We start from the raw sequence: 21,530 nt of genomic DNA on the forward strand, positions 1-21,530 counted from the left end.
TATCTCCTTTATTTCTCCACGTTTGACCTGGGCCTTACCGCTAAAGTTAGGCGGGCAATAAACAATAATGACGTGCAGCAAAACGAGGTCACATTTTAATGGCGAATTTTTTCATCGATCGCCCCATTTTTGCCTGGGTGCTAGCAATCCTGTTGTGTCTGACGGGTGTCCTGGCGATTACTTCCCTTCCTGTTGAGCAATACCCCGACCTCGCCCCCCCTAACGTGCGTATCACGGCGAACTACCCTGGCGCCTCGGCACAGACGCTGGAAAATACCGTCACGCAGGTTATCGAGCAGAACATGACGGGTCTTGATAACCTGATGTACATGTCCTCGCAGAGCAGCGCCACGGGCCAGGCGACGGTAACCCTGAGCTTTACGGCGGGCACGGATCCGGACGAAGCGGTGCAGCAGGTGCAAAACCAGCTGCAATCGGCCCTGCGTAAACTGCCTCAGGCGGTGCAGAACCAGGGGGTGACCGTGCGTAAGACCGGTGACACCAATATTTTGACAATCGCGTTTGTTTCAACCGATGGCTCGATGGATAAGCAGGACATCGCGGACTACGTCGCCAGTAATATTCAGGACCCGCTCAGCCGTATCAACGGCGTGGGTGATATCGACGCCTACGGCTCGCAGTATTCCATGCGTATCTGGCTGGATCCCAACAAGCTGAACAGCGTGCAGATGACCGCCAAAGATGTCACCGACGCTATCGAATCGCAGAACGCTCAGATTGCCGTGGGGCAGCTCGGTGGTACGCCGTCCGTGGATAACCAGGCGCTTAACGCCACCATCAACTCCCAGTCGCTGCTCCAGACGCCTGAACAGTTCCGCAATATCACTCTGCGCGTGAATCAGGACGGTTCGGAAGTGCGTCTGGGGGATGTCGCCACCGTGGAAATGGGGGCGGAAAAATATGACTACCTGAGCCGCTTTAACGGCAATGCTGCGTCCGGCCTGGGGGTGAAACTGGCCTCCGGCGCTAACGAAATGGCGACCGCGCAGCGGGTGTTAGAGCGTCTGGATGAGCTGTCGCATTACTTCCCGCACGGACTGGAGTACAAAGTCGCCTACGAAACCACCTCATTCGTAAAAGCCTCCATCGAAGATGTGGTGAAAACCCTGCTCGAAGCTATCGCGCTGGTGTTCCTCGTGATGTACCTGTTCCTGCAAAACTTCCGCGCCACGCTGATCCCCACCATTGCGGTGCCGGTGGTGTTGCTGGGAACCTTTGCGGTGCTGTATGCCTTCGGTTACAGCATCAACACCCTGACCATGTTTGCCATGGTGCTGGCCATCGGCCTGCTGGTGGATGATGCCATCGTGGTGGTGGAAAACGTCGAGCGCATCATGAGCGAGGAAGGGCTTTCGCCCCGCGAGGCCACGCGTAAATCGATGGGGCAAATTCAGGGTGCGCTGGTCGGTATCGCCATGGTGCTGTCGGCGGTATTTATCCCGATGGCGTTTTTTGGCGGCACTACGGGCGCGATTTATCGCCAGTTCTCGATCACCATCGTCTCTGCGATGGTGCTCTCCGTACTGGTGGCGATGATCCTTACCCCTGCTCTGTGCTCGACGCTGCTCAAACCGCTGCATAAGGGCGAACACCACGGTCAAAAAGGCTTCTTCGGCTGGTTTAACCGCATGTTTAACCGAAATGCGGCGCGCTATGAAGCGGGCGTGGGTAAAGTACTGCACCGCAGCGTGCGCTGGATGGTGGTCTATGTCCTGCTGCTCGGCGGCATGGTCTTCTTATTCCTGCGGCTGCCAACCTCGTTCCTGCCGCTGGAAGATCGCGGCATGTTTATCACCTCCGTACAGTTACCGAGCGGCTCGACCCAGCAGCAGACCCTGAAAGTGGTGCAGAAGGTTGAGAACTACTTCCATACTCAGGAGAAGGATAACGTGGTCTCCGTCTTCTCCACCGTCGGCTCTGGCCCTGGCGGTAACGGGCAGAACGTGGCGCGTATGTTTGTGCGCCTGAAAGACTGGGACCAGCGCGACAGCGATAGCGGCTCCTCCTTTGCCATCATTGAACGTGCAACTAAAGCGTTCAACAAAATCAAGGAAGCGCGCGTTTTCGCCAGCAGCCCGCCCGCTATCAGTGGCCTGGGCAGCTCAGCCGGATTTGATATGGAGCTTCAGGATCACGCGGGTGCCGGGCATGACGCGTTGATGGCAGCTCGCGATAAACTGCTCGAGCTGGCCGGGAAAGAGCCGCAGCTTACCCGCGTTCGTCATAACGGTCTGGATGACAGCCCTCAGCTACAGGTGGATATCGACCAGCGTAAAGCGCAGGCGCTGGGCGTCTCCATCGACGACATTAACGACACCCTGCAAACGGCATGGGGCTCAAGCTACGTGAATGACTTTATGGATCGCGGTCGCGTGAAAAAGGTCTACGTTCAGTCTGCTGCCAAATACCGCATGCTGCCGGACGATATCAACCGCTGGTATGTGCGCAATAACACCGGCGGCATGGTGCCGTTCTCGGCGTTTGCGACGTCACGCTGGGAGACCGGTTCGCCGCGTCTGGAGCGTTACAACGGCTATTCGGCGCTGGAGATTGTCGGTGAAGCCGCGCCTGGCGTCAGTACCGGTACCGCAATGGACATTATGGAAAAACTGGTTCAGCAGTTACCGACCGGCTTTGGCCTGGAGTGGACGGCGATGTCCTACCAGGAACGGCTTTCCGGCGCGCAGGCGCCTGCCCTGTATGCCCTTTCGCTGCTGGTGGTGTTCCTCTGCCTGGCGGCGCTGTATGAAAGCTGGTCAGTGCCGTTCTCGGTAATGCTGGTGGTGCCTCTCGGGGTCATCGGCGCGCTGCTGGCAACCTGGATGCGTGGCCTGGAAAACGATGTCTATTTCAAGGTAGGACTCCTCACCGTAATCGGATTGTCGGCGAAAAACGCCATTCTGATCGTCGAATTTGCCAATGAGATGAATGCCAAAGGTCACGAACTGATGGCCGCCACGCTGCACGCCTGTCGTCAGCGCCTGCGCCCGATCCTGATGACTTCTCTGGCGTTTGTATTTGGCGTCCTGCCGATGGCCACCAGCTCCGGCGCAGGCTCCAGCAGCCAGCACGCGGTGGGAACGGGCGTTATGGGGGGAATGATTTCCGCGACGATTCTGGCTATCTATTTCGTACCGCTGTTCTTTGTGCTGATACGCCGTCGTTTCCCGCTGAAGGATAAGCCGGAATAACCCGTTGAAATAAAAAAAGGCGGCTTTACAGGCCGCCTTTTTATTGTGTGATTCTTTCACACTATGGTTATTTTAGTTAATTAAGTGCTCTTGCATTTCTTACCGGAAATTCATTTACGAAGCATGCCTTCGATAAAATCTTTCCAGTTCCCCAGTTCATGTTCAATCATAACAACCTCTCTTATTATTATGTGCATTCTACGAAAACGTATCATCATTGTGAAGCCACTTTAACCGATTGCTGTGATTGAGCCTCGCTGTGCAGGTAGGTTTAGGATCACTATGAGCGTTGCCGGGTAAATTTTATGTGACCCACAGCAATATTTTGAAATAGTCAGAAAAATGACAGCATTTTTAATTTCCCCCTGAGTTTATTGGCAATTTATACAGAGTGGACAACTATGCTTAAAAGATGGAACACTATTCAGCGTACAGTTGTTCGTTGAATTATGGAGAATTGTAAATCACGAAAAATTCCGAATATGTTATATTCCACTTAAGGATATATCTTCGAAAATATTGAACATTTAACCCACACAAGAACAAAAGGATTCACTATGGTTGTGATGTACGGCATTAAGAATTGCGATACGATTAAAAAAGCCCGCCGCTGGCTGGAAGCACACAACATCGACTATCGCTTCCATGATTACCGTGCCGACGGGCTTGACCCCGCGTTTCTCCATTCCGCCATCAACGAACTGGGCTGGGAAGCGCTGCTGAACACCCGCGGGACCACCTGGCGAAAACTGGATGAATCTCTCCGGGCCACGATCAACAACGCCGACAGCGCAGCCAAACTGATGCTTGAAATGCCGGCAATCATCAAACGCCCATTGCTCTGCAAGCCAGGTCAGCCTATGCTGCTGGGTTTCAGTGAAACCCTTTATTCAGATTTATTCGTTGAGGTGTAGTCTATGTCATGCCCGGTCATTGAGCTGACTCAGCAGCTTATTCGCCGTCCTTCCCTTAGCCCGGACGACGCAGGTTGTCAGGCATTAATGATTGAGCGCCTGCGTGCCATCGGTTTTACCGTCGAGCACATGGATTTTGGCGATACGCAGAACTTCTGGGCATGGCGCGGTCAGGGGGAGACGCTGGCGTTTGCCGGACATACCGACGTAGTTCCCGCAGGCGACGCAGACCGCTGGATCAACCCGCCTTTTGAGCCAACCATCCGCGACGGCATGCTTTTCGGACGCGGCGCTGCGGATATGAAAGGTTCCCTGGCTGCGATGGTCGTGGCGGCAGAGCGTTTCGTCGCCCAGCATCCGAACCATAAAAACCGTCTTGCGTTTTTGATTACCTCAGATGAAGAAGCCAGCGCCCACAACGGCACCGTGAAGGTCGTTGAGGCGCTGATGGCGCGCAATGAACGTCTGGACTACTGTCTGGTGGGCGAACCGTCCAGCACCGAAGTGGTGGGCGATGTGGTGAAAAATGGCCGCCGTGGATCCCTGACCTGCAATTTGACCATTCATGGCGTGCAGGGCCACGTTGCCTATCCGCACCTGGCGGATAACCCGGTACACCGCGCCGCGCCGATGCTGAACGAACTGGTGGCCATTGAATGGGATAAAGGCAACGAATTTTTCCCGCCAACCAGCATGCAGATAGCCAACATCAAGGCCGGCACTGGCAGCAACAACGTCATTCCCGGCGATCTCTTCGTCCAGTTTAACTTCCGCTTCAGCACCGAACTGACCGACGAGATGATAAAAGCGCGCGTGATTGCGCTGCTAGAGAAATACCAGCTGCGCTATACCCTCGACTGGTGGCTGTCTGGCCAGCCGTTCCTGACGAAGCGCGGTAAACTGGTGGATGCGGTAGTGAACGCCATCGCGCACTATAATGAGATTAAGCCACAGCTGCTGACAACGGGCGGCACGTCTGACGGACGCTTTATCGCCCGCATGGGCGCACAGGTTGTCGAACTGGGTCCGGTTAACGCGACGATTCACAAAATCAATGAATGCGTGAACGCTGCCGATTTACAACTGCTGGCCCGCATGTATCAACGTATTATGGAGCAGCTCGTCGCCTGACGGGTGCTTAAAGAGGATTAGCGAATGGACTGGCTTTCAAAGTACTGGTGGATTCTGGTGTTGGTGTTTCTGGTAGGCGTGCTGCTTAACGTGATTAAAGATCTCAAGCGCGTTGACCACAAAAAGTTCCTTGCCAACAAACCGGATCTTCCGCCGCACCGTGATTTTAACGACAAGTGGGACGATGAAGACGACTGGCCGAAGAAGGACCAGAAGAAGTAATCGCTTTGTTTCCCCTCTCCCTAGGGAGAGGGGAAACCTCACATAAACTCGACGATATCATCATCATTCGGCTTACCGCCGCTGAGCGCTTCATCAAAGTAGTGCTTCGGTACGGTATAACGCAGATGACCGAGCGCGAACTGCATGCTGCGATCGTCAATGGCATGCCCCAGATCGTCCACGATATCCAGCGTCACATCCCCGCCTTCACGCATCAGCGCGTCCTGGGCCGCAACCGCATGCGAAAGCTCAATTACCCGGTCTTCACCCCCATGAATGAGATGGATCGTGGTCTGCGTGGTCGCGCTTTGCGGTAACGTCGCAAAACGCCCGTTGAAGGCAATCACGCGGGACACCAGTCCGGGCTGCGCTTTTACGCTTTCCAGCGACATGATTGAGCCCTGAGAGAAGCCAATCAGCGCTGTTGCATTGGCACCTACGCCGCTCTGCTGCTGCCAGTAACGCACGATATCGATAAAGGCTGGCATAACGGCATCAATACGTGCCTGACGATTTTCCTCCGTCACGCCCTCGACGGAAAACCACTGCCGCCCGTCCGGACCGCAGGGCTCCACGCCGCCGATACTGACGATCAGCGCGTGTGGGAAAACGGGTGCAAACCAGCTGCCAATCTGTCCCATATTGACGGCATTGTCGCCCACGCCATGAAACAGAAGCAGTAGCTGTTTAGCAGGTGTATCCGGGCTTTGCACAACAAAATGGTCATGTTTCATGGCGATCTCCTTAATTGTTAAGCAGGATTTTACGCCTCTGCGGGGTAATGACCATGCCACTTTACTGAAGAAGTCATTGAAAAAATTGCCATTGCAAAATGTCGGCTTTCAGCCGCTGGCTACGGGAGTAATCAAGCCTTTCAAGCGCGTGAGCGGTTTCCTCGCGTAGCTTCGCCAGCAACGCTTTGCGCCCGAAATCGTGTGTATTCCCTTCCATTTTCCCGCGCAGCGCCGGGAGCGGCATATCCACGGCTACCAACAATCGCGTTAGCGCCGCAACCGAGGTTGAAAACGCCCGGTGCGCAAAGGCAAACCCCGCCAGCTCCAGCCAGTCGTCACTATTAAGGGTAGCTTCCCATGCATCCATCACCGGGATCTTTTCACCATTCCAGGCCGACAGGACGCGCATATCACGACATAAACGCTGATGCGCCTCTTCGCAGAGCTGATGCCCCGCCTCGCTCAGCGGCAGCAACGCCATCGCCGTATAGCACCCGCTGCTGGCCTCCCGGTGGCTGCCCATTCGCACCAGCACAAACCCGCACTGCCGCCAGAAACGCCACAGCTCGTCGGTATAGCCAAAGCTGACCGAGAGATAATCTTCTCCGCTGGCACTGCGGATCAGCCCCTGGCCGATGCCTTCCCGCTGGCGATGAGGATGAACCGCAATACGGCTGACGCGTCGGCCTTTCAGCGTCGCCGCGAGAGGCGAACCGCCGTGGGCAGCCAGAGACTGCGCCACCAGATTCCCACGCGGCCGACGAAATCCCGCCCACACCGCGCGACTAAGCTCTGGGGATAAGCCGCCCTCCTCCACCAGCCAGAGCGCGCCAGCGATCTCCGCGCCCGCCTGAGCAACAGCAAAGTGCTGGCCGGGGGCGTCCATCATCCGGCGTAAATCGAGGGGGGACGTCCGGTAGTGCGCGGCACACAGCAGTTCATACACGCCTGCGCCGCGCGCCGGATCGCTCTCCCACACCCCGGGCGCCAGCGACGTTAAACTTACCTCCCCTGCCGGTTTGCGATCGATAAGCGCATCGTCGAACAGCAGCGCGTTCGCCACGATTCGCTCAAGAGGACATCCGGCAGCCCAGCGTACAGGAGTTGATAAGGTATATCGCCGCAGACCGCTGAACCGGGCGCAGAACTTCAGCAGGAATCCCCTGCCCGTGCCTTCATAACCCTGCACCGTAGTGGTCAACAACACGCGGGGAAAGCGCATCGTCAGTTTCTCGAGCAGCGGGCCGGGGATGGCGGCCGCCTCATCGACAATCAGCCAGTCAGCTTCTGTTGTGGAGGCCAGCAGCGCATCCGGGGCCATAAAGTGAAAATGTTCCCCGGCGAAACGCGCGATGACATCCGTCGCCCCTTTTGCCGGTGCGGTCACTACAGCACTACCCTGAATGCCGTTGAGCAACATGCCCGCCAGGGCGGACTTTCCTCGTCCGCGCGGGGCCGTCACGGCAGCCACGCCAGCAGGCATGGTCAGAAGCGCATCGAGGATCGCAGCCTGCTCGCGCTGCGGTTCACCGCTGGCGGGCTGCCAGGCGGGTAAATCTGGCGCAACGGGAAGGCACAGAGGACGATGTTGATGCCAGACGATAGCATCTGAATCGGCGGCCAGCGTCCGGCAAAAATGGGAAACAAAGTGCGGGGTGGCGATCGGCTCTGCGCTGTCGCTCCAGCGTAGAGAATCCGCGTCGGGCCTGTTAGCCCAGACGGAGAACGGCGGCACCAGCAGCACCAGAAGGCTTCCGGCGCGCAGGGTCCCGCTGAGGGCGGCGAAGGCCGAGACGTCAAACCCGCGACGCGCGTCAAAAACGGCGTGCAGATATTCACGTCCCAGCAGGCCGCTGATGGCCTTAGAGGGGTTTTCCTCCAGCCACAGCCAGTCTCCTGGTAACGTATCGCGCAGGATGGTCGCCTGGCTCAACGTCCACGCTTCATCGCCGCTAAGCACCACCAGCCGGCGGTGCCCGGTACGCTGAAGCTGGTTAACCAGCTGTTCAACCCCCAACATCACATAGCTTTGCCGAAGGTATTACACTGCGACGGGTTGCCGCTGTCAAAGCCACGCTTAAACCAGCTGTAGCGCTGCTCTGAGGTGCCATGGGTAAAGCTGTCCGGCACAACGCGCCCCTGGCTTTGCTGTTGCAAGCGATCGTCACCAATCGCCTGTGCGGCATTCAGGGCCTCTTCCAGATCGCCTGTTTCCAGCACGCCCTGCTGCTGCATGCTGTGTCCCCAGACGCCAGCGAAGCAGTCGGCCTGAAGCTCCATGCGTACGGAGAGATGATTCACCTCCGCCTGAGACGCATTCTGCTGCATCTGACGCACTTTAGGTTCAATGCCGAGGAGCTTCTGCACATGGTGGCCGACTTCATGCGCGATCACGTAGCCCTGGGCAAAATCGCCGTCGGCGCCCAGCTTGCTTTTCATGTCGTCATAGAAGGAGAGATCGATATAGACGGTGCTGTCCGCCGGGCAGTAGAACGGCCCCATAACGGACTGCCCGGTGCCGCAGCCCGTGCGGGTTGCTCCCCGGTACATCACCAGTTTTGGCGGCTGATAAGTCCGCCCCATTTTCTCGAACTGCTGACCCCAGGTATCTTCGGTCGTCGCGAGAATAACGGAAGTAAATTTCGCCGCTTCATCTTCATTCGGGCTGATGGAGCGCTGAGAATACTGCTGCTGTTGCCCGGTTTCACCGGTCATCAAACCGGTCAGGTCGACACCGTAGTAGCCCGCTACCAGCACGACGACCAGCAGAATAATACCGCCCTTGCCGCTGGGTAACCGGAAACCTGGCCCGCCCATAGACGGCCCACCGCCACCACTGCTGCGTCTGTCTTCTACGTTGTCACTTTCACGACGCCCTTGCCAGCGCATAAACACCTCGAACTATTCCATTTATAATAGCTATGATCGTAGGCGGTTAATGAAAGGATTACCATAGTAAACAAGGATAAGACGCCAAAGGATGCCAACATCCTTTGGCAAATGCGCAGTTTAGTCGAGCTTAACGCCTAAACGGTGAGCAACCGCTTCGTACGCTTCGACCACGCCACCCAGACTCTGGCGGAAACGGTCTTTGTCCATTTTATCCAGCGTCTCTTTGTCCCACAGGCGGCTGCCGTCAGGAGAGAACTCGTCGCCCAGCACCACTTCGCCTTTGTACAGACCGAACTCCAGCTTGAAGTCGACCAGGATCAGGCCCGCGTCATCAAACAGCTTTTTCAGCACGTCGTTGGCTTTGTAGGTCAGTTCCTGCATGCGCGCCAGGTTCTCTTTGCTGACCCAGCCGAAGGTTTCACAGTAGGATTCGTTGACCATCGGGTCATGCATGGCGTCGTTTTTCAGGAACAGATCGAACAGCGGTGGATTCAGTTCGATACCCTCTTCGATGCCCAGACGCTTCACCAGGGAGCCTGCGGCACGGTTACGGATAACGCACTCAACCGGCACCATATCCAGTTTTTTTACCAGACATTCCGTATCGGACAACAACGCTTCCATCTGAGTCGGGATACCGGCTTCGGCCAGTTTGGTCATAATGAAGTGGTTGAACTTGTTGTTCACCATGCCCTTACGATCGAACTGCTCAATGCGTGCGCCGTCTCCTGCTGACGTATCATTGCGGAATTCGAGCACCAACAGATCCGGGTTTTCCGTGCTGTATACGGTTTTCGCTTTGCCACGATACAACTCAGCTTGCTTCTGCATCTTCATTACTCCTGGTGTGATGATTTGTATTCAAAACTGGCCATATTATGCCACGCACACGTTTGCGTGGCACGAAAATAAAAAGGGCTGGATTAACCAGCCCTCACTATTATTTGCTGAATGCGGCCTGGAAGGCAGCGACCAGCGCATCGTTCTGCGCCTGGGTCAGCGTGTGTCCTTTCGGATCGATAAACTGCAGGCTGCTGCGGTTATCGAGGTCGCCGACCTGGATTTTGTAGTCACCGGAAGGCAGCTGTGGATCGCTTGCCCCCAGCTCCTGCCAGGCACTTTCAGACAGCGGCTTATAGGTCGCTGTGATGCTGCCCGTTGAACGGGTGCTGTCGGTCACCTTCATGCCCACTTTTTCCAGCGTGGCTGGCAGACGCTGCCAGGTCTGGTTAAACGGCGCACGCACCACCAGCATTGGCAGGCCGGTATCGTCTGCACCGCTCTGCACGTCAAACGTTGAACCGTTACGGTTCTGCGCGGCGTTTGCGGCATCAGCAGCGTTCTTATCCAGACCCGCTGCAATCACGTTCAGCATTTCGGTACTGTAGCGCTGCATGGCGGACGGATCGGCAACCGGTTTACCTGCCTGCTCAAGATTCAACAGCTTAACGGTAACCGCCTGCTGATAACCCTGCGGCTTAACGGAGACTTGATAACGACCACGATACTGCTGGTCTTCATCGAGACGGTTCCACTCAATCCAGTCGGTGGTTAAGGTCTGGCTGGCGTCGTCGCGTTTATCAATCGTATAATTTTTCGACTGAATGACGCTCACAACCTGCGGCCACAGCGTGGTACCGCGTGCGCTTTCCACCAGCAGAGAAGCTGTATCACCGGTGAACTGCGTGCGCGCGCCACTCACCAGCGCCAGAGGCTGAGCTGGCGGACGAATATCGAGCGCTTTACCCACCAGGCCGCTGCCGTTGGTAACCGGAATATTATAATCACCGTTCTGGATCGGCAGGATCATGCCGGCAGGCGCGTGAAGTTCAGCAAGCGGCGGCGCATCCAGATAGGATTCATCACCGCTCACCTGGCGCTTGTAGCGCGAGTCTGAACTACAGGCAGCGAGGAGCATAACAAGCGAAACACCCGCAACCTTGGCCAGGCGCGACTTCTGTACTGAATAAGCCATCAAATCTCCCTAAACTTTACAGCAAACCGGCATGCTTCAGCGCGCCAGCGACAATTTCACGACCATGGTCGGTAATCGGTGTCATTGGCAGACGCAGCGTGTCGGTTGCTACAAGCCCCAACTCCTTACATGCCCATTTCACTGGGATCGGATTGGGTTCGACAAATAATTTATTATGCAACGGCATCAGACGCTGATTAATCACGCGAGCTTCATCAAAGTGACCGGCTGCGGCCAGTTTGCACATGTCAGCCATATCACGCGCCGCCACGTTCGCCGTCACGGAAATCACGCCGTTACCACCGAGCTGCATAAAGTCCAGTGCGGTCGCATCATCACCGCTCAACAGGATAAAGTCGTCTGAAACCAGCTCTTTGATCTGATGAACGCGGCTTAAGTTCCCTGTCGCCTCTTTAATCCCGATAATATTTTTTACTTTCGAGAGACGGCCAACGGTTTCCGGCAGCATATCGCAACCGGTACGGGACGGCACATTATACAGAATTTGTGGCAAGTCAGTATGTTCAGCGATGGCTTTGAAATGCTGGAACAAACCTTCCTGAGTTGGGCGGTTGTAGTAAGGGGTCACCGTCAGACAGCCAACAATGCCGCTGTCGTTAAAACGCTGAGTCAGGCTAATGGCCTCTGCCGTTGCGTTTGCGCCCGTACCCGCGATGACCGGAATACGCCCGTCCGCCAGTTCCAGGGTCAGCATCACAACATCGCCGTGCTCTTCGTGGCTCAGCGTGGCGGATTCACCGGTAGTCCCTACCGAAACGATCGCCGAGGTTCCATTGGCGACATGGTAATCAATGAGCTTCTTCATGCTTGACCGGCAGACATTACCTTTTTCATCCATCGGTGTAACAAGCGCGACAATACTTCCCGTGAACATGAGCCATCCTCTGTGCGAACAAGAGCCTCAATGTTACGTTTGGAACTGTAATAAAAGCAAGCGACCTGAGGCTCTCAGGCGGTTGTATGCATGTTTTTTTTATGCTTTCCTTAGGAAGACTTAACCACGCAAAGGAAGAACAGGTTTGACAACCTCATCACAACATTACCTGGTTATCACTGCGCTGGGTGCTGACAGGCCGGGTATCGTGAATACCATCACTCGCCACGTGAGCAGCTGCGGCTGCAATATCGAAGACAGCCGGCTGGCTATGCTTGGCGAAGAGTTCACGTTCATCATGCTGCTTTCCGGAACATGGAATGCCATTACCCTCATCGAATCTACCCTGCCGCTGAAAGGCGCAGAGCTGGATTTACTGATTGTGATGAAGCGCACCACCGCGCGCCCGCGTCCGGCTCTGCCTGCCACAGTCTGGGTACAGGTTGAAGTGCCTGATTCACCTCATCTGATTGAACGTTTTACGGCACTGTTTGACAGCCATCAGATGAACATTGCCGAACTGGTTTCCCGCACGCAGCCTGGCGATGAAAACGCCATCCCGACGCTGTTTATTCAAATTACCGCCCACAGCCCTGCCTCGCAGGATGCGTCAAATATCGAGCAAGCGTTCAAAGCCCTCTGTACAGAATTACACGCGCAAGGCAGTATAAGCGTCGTCGATTATTCGCAGCACGAACAGGATGGAGTTGAGTAATGAACCCACTGAAAGCCGGTGATATCGCACCGAAATTTAGCTTACCGGATCAAGACGGCGAGCAAGTAAATTTGACCGACTTCCAGGGACAGCGTGTTCTGGTCTATTTCTACCCGAAAGCCATGACCCCGGGCTGTACCGTACAGGCCTGCGGTTTACGCGACAACATGGATGAGTTGAAAAAGGTCGGTGTGGAAGTGCTGGGCATCAGCACCGATAAACCAGAGAAGCTGTCACGTTTTGCGGAAAAAGAGCTGCTGAACTTCACGCTGCTTTCCGATGAAGACCACCAGGTTTGCGAGCAGTTTGGCGTCTGGGGTGAGAAGTCCTTTATGGGCAAAACGTACGACGGTATTCACCGCATCAGCTTCCTGATTGACGCTGACGGTAAAGTTGAGCACGTGTTTGATGATTTCAAAACCAGCAACCACCACGACGTGGTGTTGCACTGGCTGAAACAAAGCGCCTGATAAACAGCAAAACGGCAACCCAGGTTGCCGTTTTTGGTGTTTGCCCCCTCTCCCCGTGGGCTGAGGGTTCCCCACAAATTAATGCGAGCACTGAGCAATCCCCTCGCCCCTCCGGGGAGAGGGTTAGGGTGAGGGGAACATACGGCGGTGGTGGTCATTCCGTTCACTTTATGTTCCTTGCTACTCTGTAACGACATGACCGGTGAACGTGCCAGGGTGGCTCAGTCGCCACCACCCTGGCGACCCGGGCTCCCGGCGGTAAATCGCCGCTTCGCGGTGCCCTCGGCTTATTCCTTCCGGCTTATCGGGTACGGGCGGAGGCAACGTCCCTGTAAAGCCGCCCTCTCGGCGCATCCCTGCGCCTCGCCCCGGCCGGAAGGCAAACGCCTCAGCGATTTACAGCCGGACCAGGGCATCGCTGACAGCCCTCAGTCATTTAGAAAGCAACTTTATTGCTTCTGCATAAAAAAATTACTGGGGATCCCTCAGCCCCGTGGGAGAGGGTTGGGTGAGGGCATCAGCCCGCACTAAATCTACTTCTCTTCCACCGCCGGCACATCCGGCCACGCGTGGACCACGGCTTTAATCAGCGTCGCCAGCGGAATGGCGAAGAACACGCCCCAGAATCCCCACAGCCCGCCGAAAATCACCACTGACAGGATAATCACCAGCGGATGCAGGTTAACTGCTTCTGAGAACAGCACCGGTACCAGCAGGTTCCCGTCCAGTCCCTGAATAATCAGGTATACGGCGAAACAGCTCCAGAACTCCGTACCCAGACCAAACTGGAACAGCGCCACACCGACTACCGGAATGGTCACCACAAACGCGCCGATATACGGGATCAGAACCGAGAATCCGACCAACACCGCCAGCAGCAGCGAGTAGTTCAGCCCGAAAATCACGAAGCCAATCCAGGTCGCCACGCCCACCACAATCATCTCCAGCACTTTGCCGCGAATATAGTTGGTGATTTGCTGGTTCATCTCCTGCCAGACCTGTCCTGCGAGACCGCGATTGCGCGGCAGCACGCGGCGCACCGCATTCAGCATCTGCTCTTTATCTTTGACCAGGAAAAACACCATTAGCGGCACGAGAACAAGGTAAACCGCCAGCGTCAGCAACCCCACCAGCGAGGCCAGAGAGTATTTCACCACCGAGTCACCCATGGTCATGATGCGGGCGCGCATGTTTTCGGCCATCGCATCGATGATCCCGGCGTCCATCAGCGCAGGATAGCGGCGCGGCAGCGTGGCGGCAAAATCAGACAGTTTATTCAGCATGCCGGGCATGTCGCGGATCAGGTAGATCCCCTGTTGCCAGGCGATGGGCATCACCACGAAGGACATCAGCAGCAGAATGCCGACAAACAACACCAGGACAATGCTGGTCGCCCAGCGACGGGAACAGCCGATATGTTCCAGACGCGCGGTGGGCCACTCCAGCAGATACGCCAGCACAATTGCCACCAGAAGCGGTGCCAACAGGCCACTAAAGAAGAACAGGATACCGAATCCGGCAACCAGAATGACCAGCAAAGCAATGGCTTCCGGATCGCTAAACCGACGCCGATACCACTGCATTAACATTTCGAGCATACAACCCTTCCCTGAATCGAATGGCGGGAGTGAGACGGTGAATTGTATCTAACTGTCACAAAAAAGACTTTCCTTTTTGTTTCACTGTCAGGTTTCGCAAAACCCTGATGAATGGGATTTTCTTCATCTCTTAACACGGCTACACTCGCAGAGCAGCGGAGATGAACGTTATGCGGGTTCATCGGTCAAATTAGCACATCCAACATACAGGACAGTGGTTATGTTCAGGCAGTTGAGAAAAACACTGGTTGCGACACTGATTGCCGCCGTGACGGTGGGTCAGGTGTTGCCCGCTTTCGCTGACTCGTCCGATTCATTGCCGGACATGGGCACCACGGCAGGAAGCACGCTCTCCATCGGGCAGGAGATGCAGATGGGTGATTATTACGTACGCCAGCTGCGCGGCAGTGCTCCGCTGATTAACGACCCTTTGCTGGTGCAGTACATCAACGGTCTGGGGATGCGACTGGTGGCGCACGCAGACTCGGTAAAAACGCCCTTCCACTTCTATTTAATCAATAACGACGAAATCAACGCCTTCGCCTTCTTTGGCGGGAACGTGGTGCTGCATTCGGCGTTGTTCCGTTATTCCGATAACGAAAGCCAGCTGGCGTCCGTCATGGCGCACGAAATTTCGCACGTCACCCAGCGCCATCTGGCGCGTGCGATGGAAGATCAGAAGCGTAACGCCCCCCTGACCTGGGTGGGCGCGCTGGGCTCTATTCTGCTGGCAATGGCCAGCCCGCAGGCCGGGATGGCGGCGCTTACCGGGACGCTGGCGGGAACGCGTCAGGGGATGATCAGCTTTACCCAGCAGAACGAGCAGGAAGCAGACCGCATCGGCATTCAGGTTTTACAGCGTTCCGGCTTTGACCCGCAGGCCATGCCGAGCTTCCTGGAAAAACTGCTCGACCAGGCACGCTACTCGTCGCGCCCGCCTGAAATTCTGTTGACCCACCCGTTGCCGGAAAGCCGTCTCTCGGATGCGCGTAACCGTGCTAACCAGATGCGTCCGGTCGTCGTGCAGTCCTCGCAGGATTTCTACATGGCCAAAGTGAGAACGCTTGGCATGTACAACTCCGGACGTAATCAGCTCACCAGCGATCTGCTGGACGCGCTGGCGAAAGGCAACGTGCGCGAGAAGAACGCCGCGCAGTATGGTCAGGCACTCCAGGCGATGGAAGCAAGCAAGTACGATGAAGCGCGTAAAGCGCTACAGCCGCTGCTGGCGTCGGCGCCTGACAATCCGTGGTATCTCGACCTCGCAACCGATATCGATTTAGGACAGAAAAAAGCGACCGATGCGATCAACCGTCTGAAAGGGGCGAAAGACATTCGCAACAATCCGGTATTGCAACTTAACCTGGCGAACGCCTACTTACAGGGCGGCCAGCCCGGCGAGGCGGTGACCATTCTGAACCGCTATACCTTTAACAATAAAGATGACCAGAACGGCTGGGAGCTGCTCGCCCAGGCCCAGGGGCAACTGGGTAATCGCGATCAGGAGCTGGCCGCGCGTGCGGAAGGTCTGGCGCTGGCGGGGCGCCTCGATCAGGCCATTTCCCTGCTAAGCAGCGCCAGCTCACAGGTGAAGCTCGGCAGCCTGCAACAGGCCCGCTACGATGCGCGAATCGACCAGCTGCGTGGCCTGCAACAACGCTTTAAGCCGTACGAGAAGATGTAATAAAGGAGAAGTCATGACAGACGCGGTAAAAATTTACCATAACCCTCGCTGCTCCAAGAGCCGCGAGACTCTGAATCTGCTGAAGTCTAACGACATCGATCCGGAAGTGGTGTTGTATCTGGAGACGCCCCCGGACGCGCAGACGATCCACCAGTTGCTGAAGATGCTGAACATGGGCAGCGCACGCGAGCTGATGCGTCAGAAAGAAGATCTGTATAAATCGCTCAATCTGAACGATACCAGTCTCACTGAAGATCGGCTGATTCAGGCGATGGTCGACAATCCTAAGCTGATTGAGCGCCCGATTGTCGTGGCGAACGGCAAGGCGCGTATCGGCCGTCCGCCGGAAGACGTACTCGGGATCGTCTAATCGTTACGCCGCAGCGCTTCCAGAAACGCCTGCGGCGTACTCTCCCCCAGCTTTTTCTGCGCTTTTCCCCGGTTGAAAAATTCACACAACTGGATCAACAGTTCTCCCGCCGGTTCACTATTCACGCGCGGAATGATCTCACGTAACGGCACGGCGACCTGAAGGGCAAGATAATACTGTGAATGCACTTTTACGATGACGTTATGCTCCGGCAAGTTCACTTCTAGCCCAAAAGTCTCAATAGATTGAATATCAGCCGGACATGCAGCCAGCACCTCGTTCGTCCAGCGGGTCAGCAACTGCGGCGAGACACCGGCATAAAGCCGGGCGTAGCACCAGCCGCTGACGGGTTCACGCGCCCAGAGCAGGTGTTGCTCCCCACCGTCGTCCATATGCAGCGATAGCGGCTGATGATGCAGAAGTAGCTTCTGCGGCATGATACCGGCCTTCAGCGCCTTTTTGCCCTGCAACGACGCCCCCTTTTGTCTTACCGAAGCCGGTTTGAGGTAGCGGTTCAGGGTCGCGCGGGAAACGGCGATCCCGAGTCCGTCATTCACCAGCAGCAGCAGTTCATCCAGCGGTGCCCCAGTGATATCCCGCAGGGCATTTATCAGTGCCGCCTGCTCTTGTCTCAATGCTTTGTGTATCACTTTTGGCGTTGTGTGGTTATCCGAAACCTGGTCGCGGTTGCGCCAGCGCCTGACGGTGGTGACCGAGATCCCCAGTTCAACAGCTAGCTCTCTGTCGCTTTTATCTGACTGCTGAAGATAGCGACGGATACGCGGTGTGGTGGTGGCGTTAGCATGCAGTTTGATTTCCATCGCGTCTCTCTCCGCAACTAATCTTATGAGATTTATAGTAGAACAGCGAATGCTTTGTGACCGATTTCACCTTTCGCTCGCCGCGCTTCACTGATAATCCACAGACATAACATAAACAACACCTCTCAATCTTGTACGGAGTTCACAATGAACAATGTTCTGGGATTTCTTGAAGCAAAACTGATGCCGCTGGCGGCGAAAACGGCCCAGCAGCGTCATCTTGGGGCCATTCGTGGGGCCTACGTTTCATTCATGCCGTTTATCATCGTCGGCTCCATCCTGCTGGTGATCTCCTCCTTCCCGAATCAGGCCTATCAGCAGTTTATGTCTCAGGCCTTTGGTGAGAGCTGGAGTGCGATTATAGAGATTCCATTCAACGCGGTATTCTCAACCATGTCGCTGTTTATCAGCTTCCTGGTGGCCTACCGCCTGGCTGAGCATTATGGCGAGGACCGCATCTCCTGCGGCATCCTGGCGCTGGTTGCGTTTCTGATCCTGACGCCCTTTATCAAAGTGGCGGAAAACGGCGGCATTACCGTGATGCCAGTGGAGTGGATTGGCAGCAAAGGGTTGTTTGTGGCGATGATCGGTTCCCTGCTGTGGACGGAACTGTTCTGCTGGCTGAAGCGCAAAAAACTGGTCATCAAAATGCCGGACGGCGTACCACCGGCGGTGCAGGAGTCGTTCGCGGCGCTGATCCCGGCCCTGCTGGTAATGATTCTGGTGCTTATTATCCGCATCATCTTCGAAAACACCCACTACCACACCATCCACCAGTTTATTTATGAAGTGGTTGCCACCCCGGTGCGCCACTACGGTACCTCTTATTTCGGTGCGCTGATGACCGTATTCAGTATCACCATTCTGTGGTCAGTGGGCATTAACTCCGGTTCGATGATCAACGGCATTATTCGTCCGCTGTGGATGGAAAACCAGACCGACAACATCGCCGCGATCCAGGCGGGAACGACACCGCCGCACATTATCACGGAACAGTTTTTTGACATGATCTGGATGGGCGGCGCGGGCGCCACGCTGTCGCTGGTGATAGCGATGCTGATTTTCGCCCGCAGCAAAAACATGCGAGAGGTGGCGCACCTCGGTGCGGGTGCCTCGGTGTTTAACATCAACGAACCGATCCTGTTTGGCCTGCCGGTGATCATGAACCCGATCATGCTCATCCCGTTTAATCTGGTGCCGCTGGTGCTGGTCACCGTGCAGTATGCGGCGATGAAAATTGGCGCGGTCGCCGTCACCACCGGGGTGTTTATTCCCTGGACGCTGCCGCCGGTTATCAGCGGCTTTATCGTCACCGGGCACCTGAGCGGCAGCGTGATGCAGCTGATCAACCTGCTGATTGGCGCCATGCTGTACCTGCCTTTTATGCGTATCCTGGATAAACAGTACCGCGCCGCGGAGCTGACTACCGCTACGCAACCCGACACCACCCTTGCAAAACAGGAGTAAAGCATGTGGGGAATTATCGCAACCTGGCGAATGGCACTTGAAGGGGTAACGGAATCCGCGTCTGCCCTGGCGGCGGGAAAACCGGTCGCTTCGGCGGTGGTCGATGCCGTCGCTGCCGTGGAAGACTTTCCGCTGTATAAATCCGTCGGCTACGGTGGCCTGCCGACCGAGAACGGCGAGGTGGAGCTGGACGCGGCCTATATGGACGGCGACACGCTGGCGTTCGGCGCCGTGGGGAATCTGGTGGATATCGCCAACCCGGTGCGCGTGGCGCACGCGCTCAGCCGTCAACGCTATAACAGCCTGCTGGTCGGCCAGGGCGCGCGCGAATGGGCGCTGAGCCAGGGCTTTGCCGACAAAACTATGCTCACGGATCGCGCCATGCAGCACTACCGCAAGCGCTGCCGCGAAACGCTGGATAAGGGGTTAAGCCCCTACGACGGACATGACACCGTCGGCATCATTGGCCTTGATAAACAGGGTTCGATGAGCGTCGCCACCTCCACCAGTGGCCTGTTTATGAAAAAACGCGGTCGCCTCGGTGACTCACCCATCATCGGCTCCGGCTTTTACTGCGACAGCGAAACCGGCGCGGCCACCGCCACAGGCGTCGGTGAAGACCTGATGAAGGGCTGTACCAGCTACGAAATCGTTCGCCGGATGGCGCAAGGGATGACGCCGCAGCAGGCGGCGGATTCAGTCGTATTCGAACTGGAAGACAAGCTGATGTCGCGCTTCGGTCGCGCGGGCGATCTCTCCGTGGTGTGCATGAACAACCAGGGCGAATTTGGCGCCGCGACTAACATAAAAACCTTCTCGTTCGTGGTGGCGACGGCTCGCCAGCCCCTCACCGTTTTTCGTACTGAACGCCTGCGGGAGAAAACGCACTATCACGCGGTAGATGAGGAGTGGATGCAGGCCTATGCCGCACGGATCCGCGCGCCGATTGAGGAATCATGATGATCACTTACCAGTTTATCAACGCGCTTTCAGACGCGAAGCCGAACAGCCATTTGATTGCGCGCGCTGACAGTTCCCTGTTACCGGATAGCGCTCTTATCGCTGAAATGCGCCAGCAGAGCACCGTCGCGGACGCGCGCTTTGGCTGCGCGCCGTTTGCGCGCATTACTCTGTTGTCGGACGCGCTATGGCATGACGCCCTGACCGAAGGGTTGCTCACCGCCCTGCGACCGCTGCTTACCGCCCCCGCCAGCGCCGAACTCGTGCTGGACGTGACGGATATCGACGATGTGGTGCTGGCGCAGGTGCTGCGTTTTCTCTTTAATCAGGCGCACAGGCTCAGTGACCTGAAGCTGAAGAAGACGGACGAAGCGGTGCGTCTTACCTGCATCACTGCCCTCTGCCTGCCGGAACAGCAGGCGAAGCTGGAGACGACCTTCCGCCAGCAGCAGGCCATTGCGCTCGGCATGATCGCGGCGCGACGTCTGGCGGATATGCCGTCCGACCGCTGCACGCCGCAGTTTGTGGTGGAAGAGGCGCAAAAACTGTGTGCCGCCAGCCCTGCCCTGCGCTGCGAGGTGCTGAACGAAAAAGATATTGCTGAGCAGGGTCTTGGACTGCTGCACGCCGTTGGCAAAGGGGCGACCTGCCCGCCGCGTCTGCTGGCTATTCATTATGATGGTGCCAACGACGGCCCGATGCGCTGCTACGTGGGAAAAGGCATTACCTTTGACACCGGCGGCCTGTGGCTGAAGGAAGGCGCGGGCATGTACACCATGAAATATGACATGTGCGGCGCGGCCAACGTACTGGGGCTGATGCTGACAGTTGCGGAGCTGAAATTACCCGTGCGCATCATGGGCGTGCTGGCGCTGGCGGAAAACGCCATCGGCCCCGACGCCATGCAGCCCGGCACGGTGGCAACAGCCTGTAACGGCACCACCGTTGAAATCAATAATACCGATGCCGAGGGCCGGCTGGTGCTGGCTGACGCCATTGCCTGGGCCAGCCAGCGGTACCCGCAGGCCCGCTACATCATTGATATGGCGACTTTGACGGGCGCAGTGGTGAAAGCGCTGGGGTATGAGCTGAGCGGGCTGATGACCCAGGATGAACCGCTGCGCGCCGCGTTGACGCAGGCAGGAAAACGGAGCGGTGACGAGGTGTGGTCTCTGCCGCTGGACGCACGGCTGAAAAAGCAGACCGACAGCGCGATTGCCGATCTGTGCAACACACCGACTAACAATGCGGCGATAAGCGCCTCGGCGGCGTGGCTGCTGCATCACTTCTGTCCGCCGGCGATCCCATGGGCACATCTGGATATCAGCGGGACGGCGCTGTGGCGTGAGAACGGCAGAAGCATGGCGTCGGGAAGACCGATTCCGCTGCTGGTTGAGCACCTGATGGGGGATCTTTAGCCCGGTGGCGCTGCGCTTACCGGGCCTACGGGTGCCATATGTAGGCCGGGTA

Annotated in this window: 20 protein-coding genes; 11 read left to right on the forward strand and 9 right to left on the reverse strand. The window is 56.6% G+C overall.

What is annotated here, in order from left to right:
- The first annotated feature begins 98 nt into the window (after positions 1-98).
- The gene (gene acrD, locus ACQG03_RS15470; protein ID WP_426726135.1) at positions 99-3,212 is read left to right on the forward strand and encodes a multidrug efflux RND transporter permease AcrD; all 3,114 of its coding nucleotides are present in this window, start codon (positions 99-101) and stop codon (positions 3,210-3,212) included.
- A 110-nt stretch (positions 3,213-3,322) separates the two neighbouring features.
- On the opposite strand, the gene ypfM is transcribed toward acrD, so the two are convergent.
- Positions 3,323-3,382 (reverse strand): protein YpfM, encoded by a 60-nt coding sequence (ypfM, locus tag ACQG03_RS15475; protein WP_100181659.1) that lies wholly within the window; start codon positions 3,380-3,382, stop codon positions 3,323-3,325.
- A gap of 387 nt (positions 3,383-3,769) precedes the next feature.
- Between ypfM and ACQG03_RS15480 the strand changes: the two genes are divergently transcribed.
- From ACQG03_RS15480 to ACQG03_RS15490, 3 genes are read left to right on the forward strand one after another with little or no spacing between them, the layout of a single operon-like run.
- Entirely contained in the window at positions 3,770-4,126 is a 357-nt protein-coding gene (locus ACQG03_RS15480; protein WP_045309148.1) for an ArsC family reductase, read from the forward strand.
- A gap of 3 nt (positions 4,127-4,129) precedes the next feature.
- Positions 4,130-5,257: a succinyl-diaminopimelate desuccinylase gene (dapE, locus tag ACQG03_RS15485; RefSeq protein WP_063163599.1), complete on the forward strand. Its 1,128-nt coding sequence runs from the start codon at positions 4,130-4,132 to the stop codon at positions 5,255-5,257.
- A 24-nt stretch (positions 5,258-5,281) separates the two neighbouring features.
- Positions 5,282-5,479 carry a YpfN family protein gene (locus ACQG03_RS15490; protein WP_000383991.1) on the forward strand — a complete coding sequence of 66 codons (198 nt, stop codon included), beginning with the start codon at positions 5,282-5,284 and terminating at the stop codon, positions 5,477-5,479.
- Positions 5,480-5,517: 38 nt separating this feature from the next.
- On the opposite strand, the gene ypfH is transcribed toward ACQG03_RS15490, so the two are convergent.
- The 6 genes from ypfH to dapA form a co-directional block, all read right to left on the reverse strand.
- Entirely contained in the window at positions 5,518-6,213 is a 696-nt protein-coding gene (gene ypfH / locus ACQG03_RS15495; protein ID WP_023306678.1) for an esterase, read from the reverse strand.
- 73 nt (positions 6,214-6,286) lie between these two features.
- Complete coding sequence (locus tag ACQG03_RS15500; RefSeq protein ID WP_063163598.1) at positions 6,287-8,233, reverse strand: tRNA(Met) cytidine acetyltransferase TmcA; 1,947 nt, start codon at positions 8,231-8,233, stop codon at positions 6,287-6,289.
- A complete protein-coding gene (gene ypfJ / locus ACQG03_RS15505; RefSeq protein WP_022648970.1) occupies positions 8,233-9,102 on the reverse strand; it encodes a KPN_02809 family neutral zinc metallopeptidase in 870 nt (289 codons plus the stop codon). Before ypfJ ends, ACQG03_RS15500 begins: the two co-directional genes overlap by 1 nt.
- 120 nt (positions 9,103-9,222) lie before the next feature.
- Positions 9,223-9,936, reverse strand: a complete 714-nt coding sequence (gene purC / locus ACQG03_RS15510) for a phosphoribosylaminoimidazolesuccinocarboxamide synthase (protein ID WP_001171626.1) — start codon at positions 9,934-9,936, stop codon at positions 9,223-9,225.
- 109 nt (positions 9,937-10,045) lie between these two features.
- Positions 10,046-11,080 carry an outer membrane protein assembly factor BamC gene (gene bamC / locus ACQG03_RS15515; RefSeq protein WP_022648971.1) on the reverse strand — a complete coding sequence of 345 codons (1,035 nt, stop codon included), beginning with the start codon at positions 11,078-11,080 and terminating at the stop codon, positions 10,046-10,048.
- A gap of 16 nt (positions 11,081-11,096) precedes the next feature.
- Positions 11,097-11,975, reverse strand: coding sequence for a 4-hydroxy-tetrahydrodipicolinate synthase (gene dapA / locus ACQG03_RS15520; RefSeq protein WP_003860542.1), 879 nt, complete (start codon positions 11,973-11,975; stop codon positions 11,097-11,099).
- Positions 11,976-12,120: 145 nt separating this feature from the next.
- Here dapA and ACQG03_RS15525 point away from each other — a divergent pair, with 145 nt between their 5' ends.
- Both ACQG03_RS15525 and bcp read left to right on the forward strand, forming a co-directional pair.
- Positions 12,121-12,690 carry a glycine cleavage system transcriptional repressor gene (locus tag ACQG03_RS15525; RefSeq protein WP_000213743.1) on the forward strand — a complete coding sequence of 190 codons (570 nt, stop codon included), beginning with the start codon at positions 12,121-12,123 and terminating at the stop codon, positions 12,688-12,690.
- Positions 12,690-13,160 (forward strand): thioredoxin-dependent thiol peroxidase, encoded by a 471-nt coding sequence (gene bcp / locus ACQG03_RS15530; RefSeq protein WP_063147671.1) that lies wholly within the window; start codon positions 12,690-12,692, stop codon positions 13,158-13,160. Before ACQG03_RS15525 ends, bcp begins: the two co-directional genes overlap by 1 nt.
- Before the next feature lie 533 nt (positions 13,161-13,693).
- Here bcp and ACQG03_RS15535 read toward each other — a convergent pair.
- Positions 13,694-14,758, reverse strand: a complete 1,065-nt coding sequence (locus tag ACQG03_RS15535) for an AI-2E family transporter (RefSeq protein ID WP_003860546.1) — start codon at positions 14,756-14,758, stop codon at positions 13,694-13,696.
- 220 nt (positions 14,759-14,978) lie between these two features.
- Here ACQG03_RS15535 and bepA point away from each other — a divergent pair, with 220 nt between their 5' ends.
- Positions 14,979-16,442 (forward strand): beta-barrel assembly-enhancing protease, encoded by a 1,464-nt coding sequence (gene bepA / locus ACQG03_RS15540; RefSeq protein ID WP_003860547.1) that lies wholly within the window; start codon positions 14,979-14,981, stop codon positions 16,440-16,442.
- Between the two features lie 13 nt (positions 16,443-16,455).
- Positions 16,456-16,812 carry an arsenate reductase (glutaredoxin) gene (arsC, locus tag ACQG03_RS15545; RefSeq protein WP_063163655.1) on the forward strand — a complete coding sequence of 119 codons (357 nt, stop codon included), beginning with the start codon at positions 16,456-16,458 and terminating at the stop codon, positions 16,810-16,812.
- Here the strand turns inward: arsC and ACQG03_RS15550 are convergent.
- Positions 16,809-17,633, reverse strand: a complete 825-nt coding sequence (locus tag ACQG03_RS15550; RefSeq protein ID WP_032623803.1) for a homeodomain-like domain protein — start codon at positions 17,631-17,633, stop codon at positions 16,809-16,811. The genes arsC and ACQG03_RS15550 overlap by 4 nt on opposite strands.
- Positions 17,634-17,780: 147 nt before the next feature.
- Between ACQG03_RS15550 and celB the strand changes: the two genes are divergently transcribed.
- Genes celB through ACQG03_RS15565 form a run of 3 tightly spaced genes read left to right on the forward strand, consistent with a single transcriptional unit; the run spans position 17,781 to position 21,478 of the window.
- Positions 17,781-19,100: a PTS cellobiose transporter subunit IIC gene (celB, locus tag ACQG03_RS15555; protein WP_063163656.1), complete on the forward strand. Its 1,320-nt coding sequence runs from the start codon at positions 17,781-17,783 to the stop codon at positions 19,098-19,100.
- Positions 19,101-19,103: 3 nt separating this feature from the next.
- Positions 19,104-20,060 (forward strand): N(4)-(beta-N-acetylglucosaminyl)-L-asparaginase, encoded by a 957-nt coding sequence (locus ACQG03_RS15560; protein ID WP_022648976.1) that lies wholly within the window; start codon positions 19,104-19,106, stop codon positions 20,058-20,060.
- Positions 20,060-21,478: a leucyl aminopeptidase family protein gene (locus tag ACQG03_RS15565; protein WP_063163657.1), complete on the forward strand. Its 1,419-nt coding sequence runs from the start codon at positions 20,060-20,062 to the stop codon at positions 21,476-21,478. The genes ACQG03_RS15560 and ACQG03_RS15565 overlap by 1 nt, the downstream gene beginning before the upstream one ends.
- The last annotated feature ends 52 nt before the right edge of the window (positions 21,479-21,530 follow it).

This window comes from Enterobacter cloacae complex sp. 342H5 (assembly GCF_050030905.1).
Lineage (GTDB): Bacteria > Pseudomonadota > Gammaproteobacteria > Enterobacterales > Enterobacteriaceae > Enterobacter > Enterobacter intestinihominis.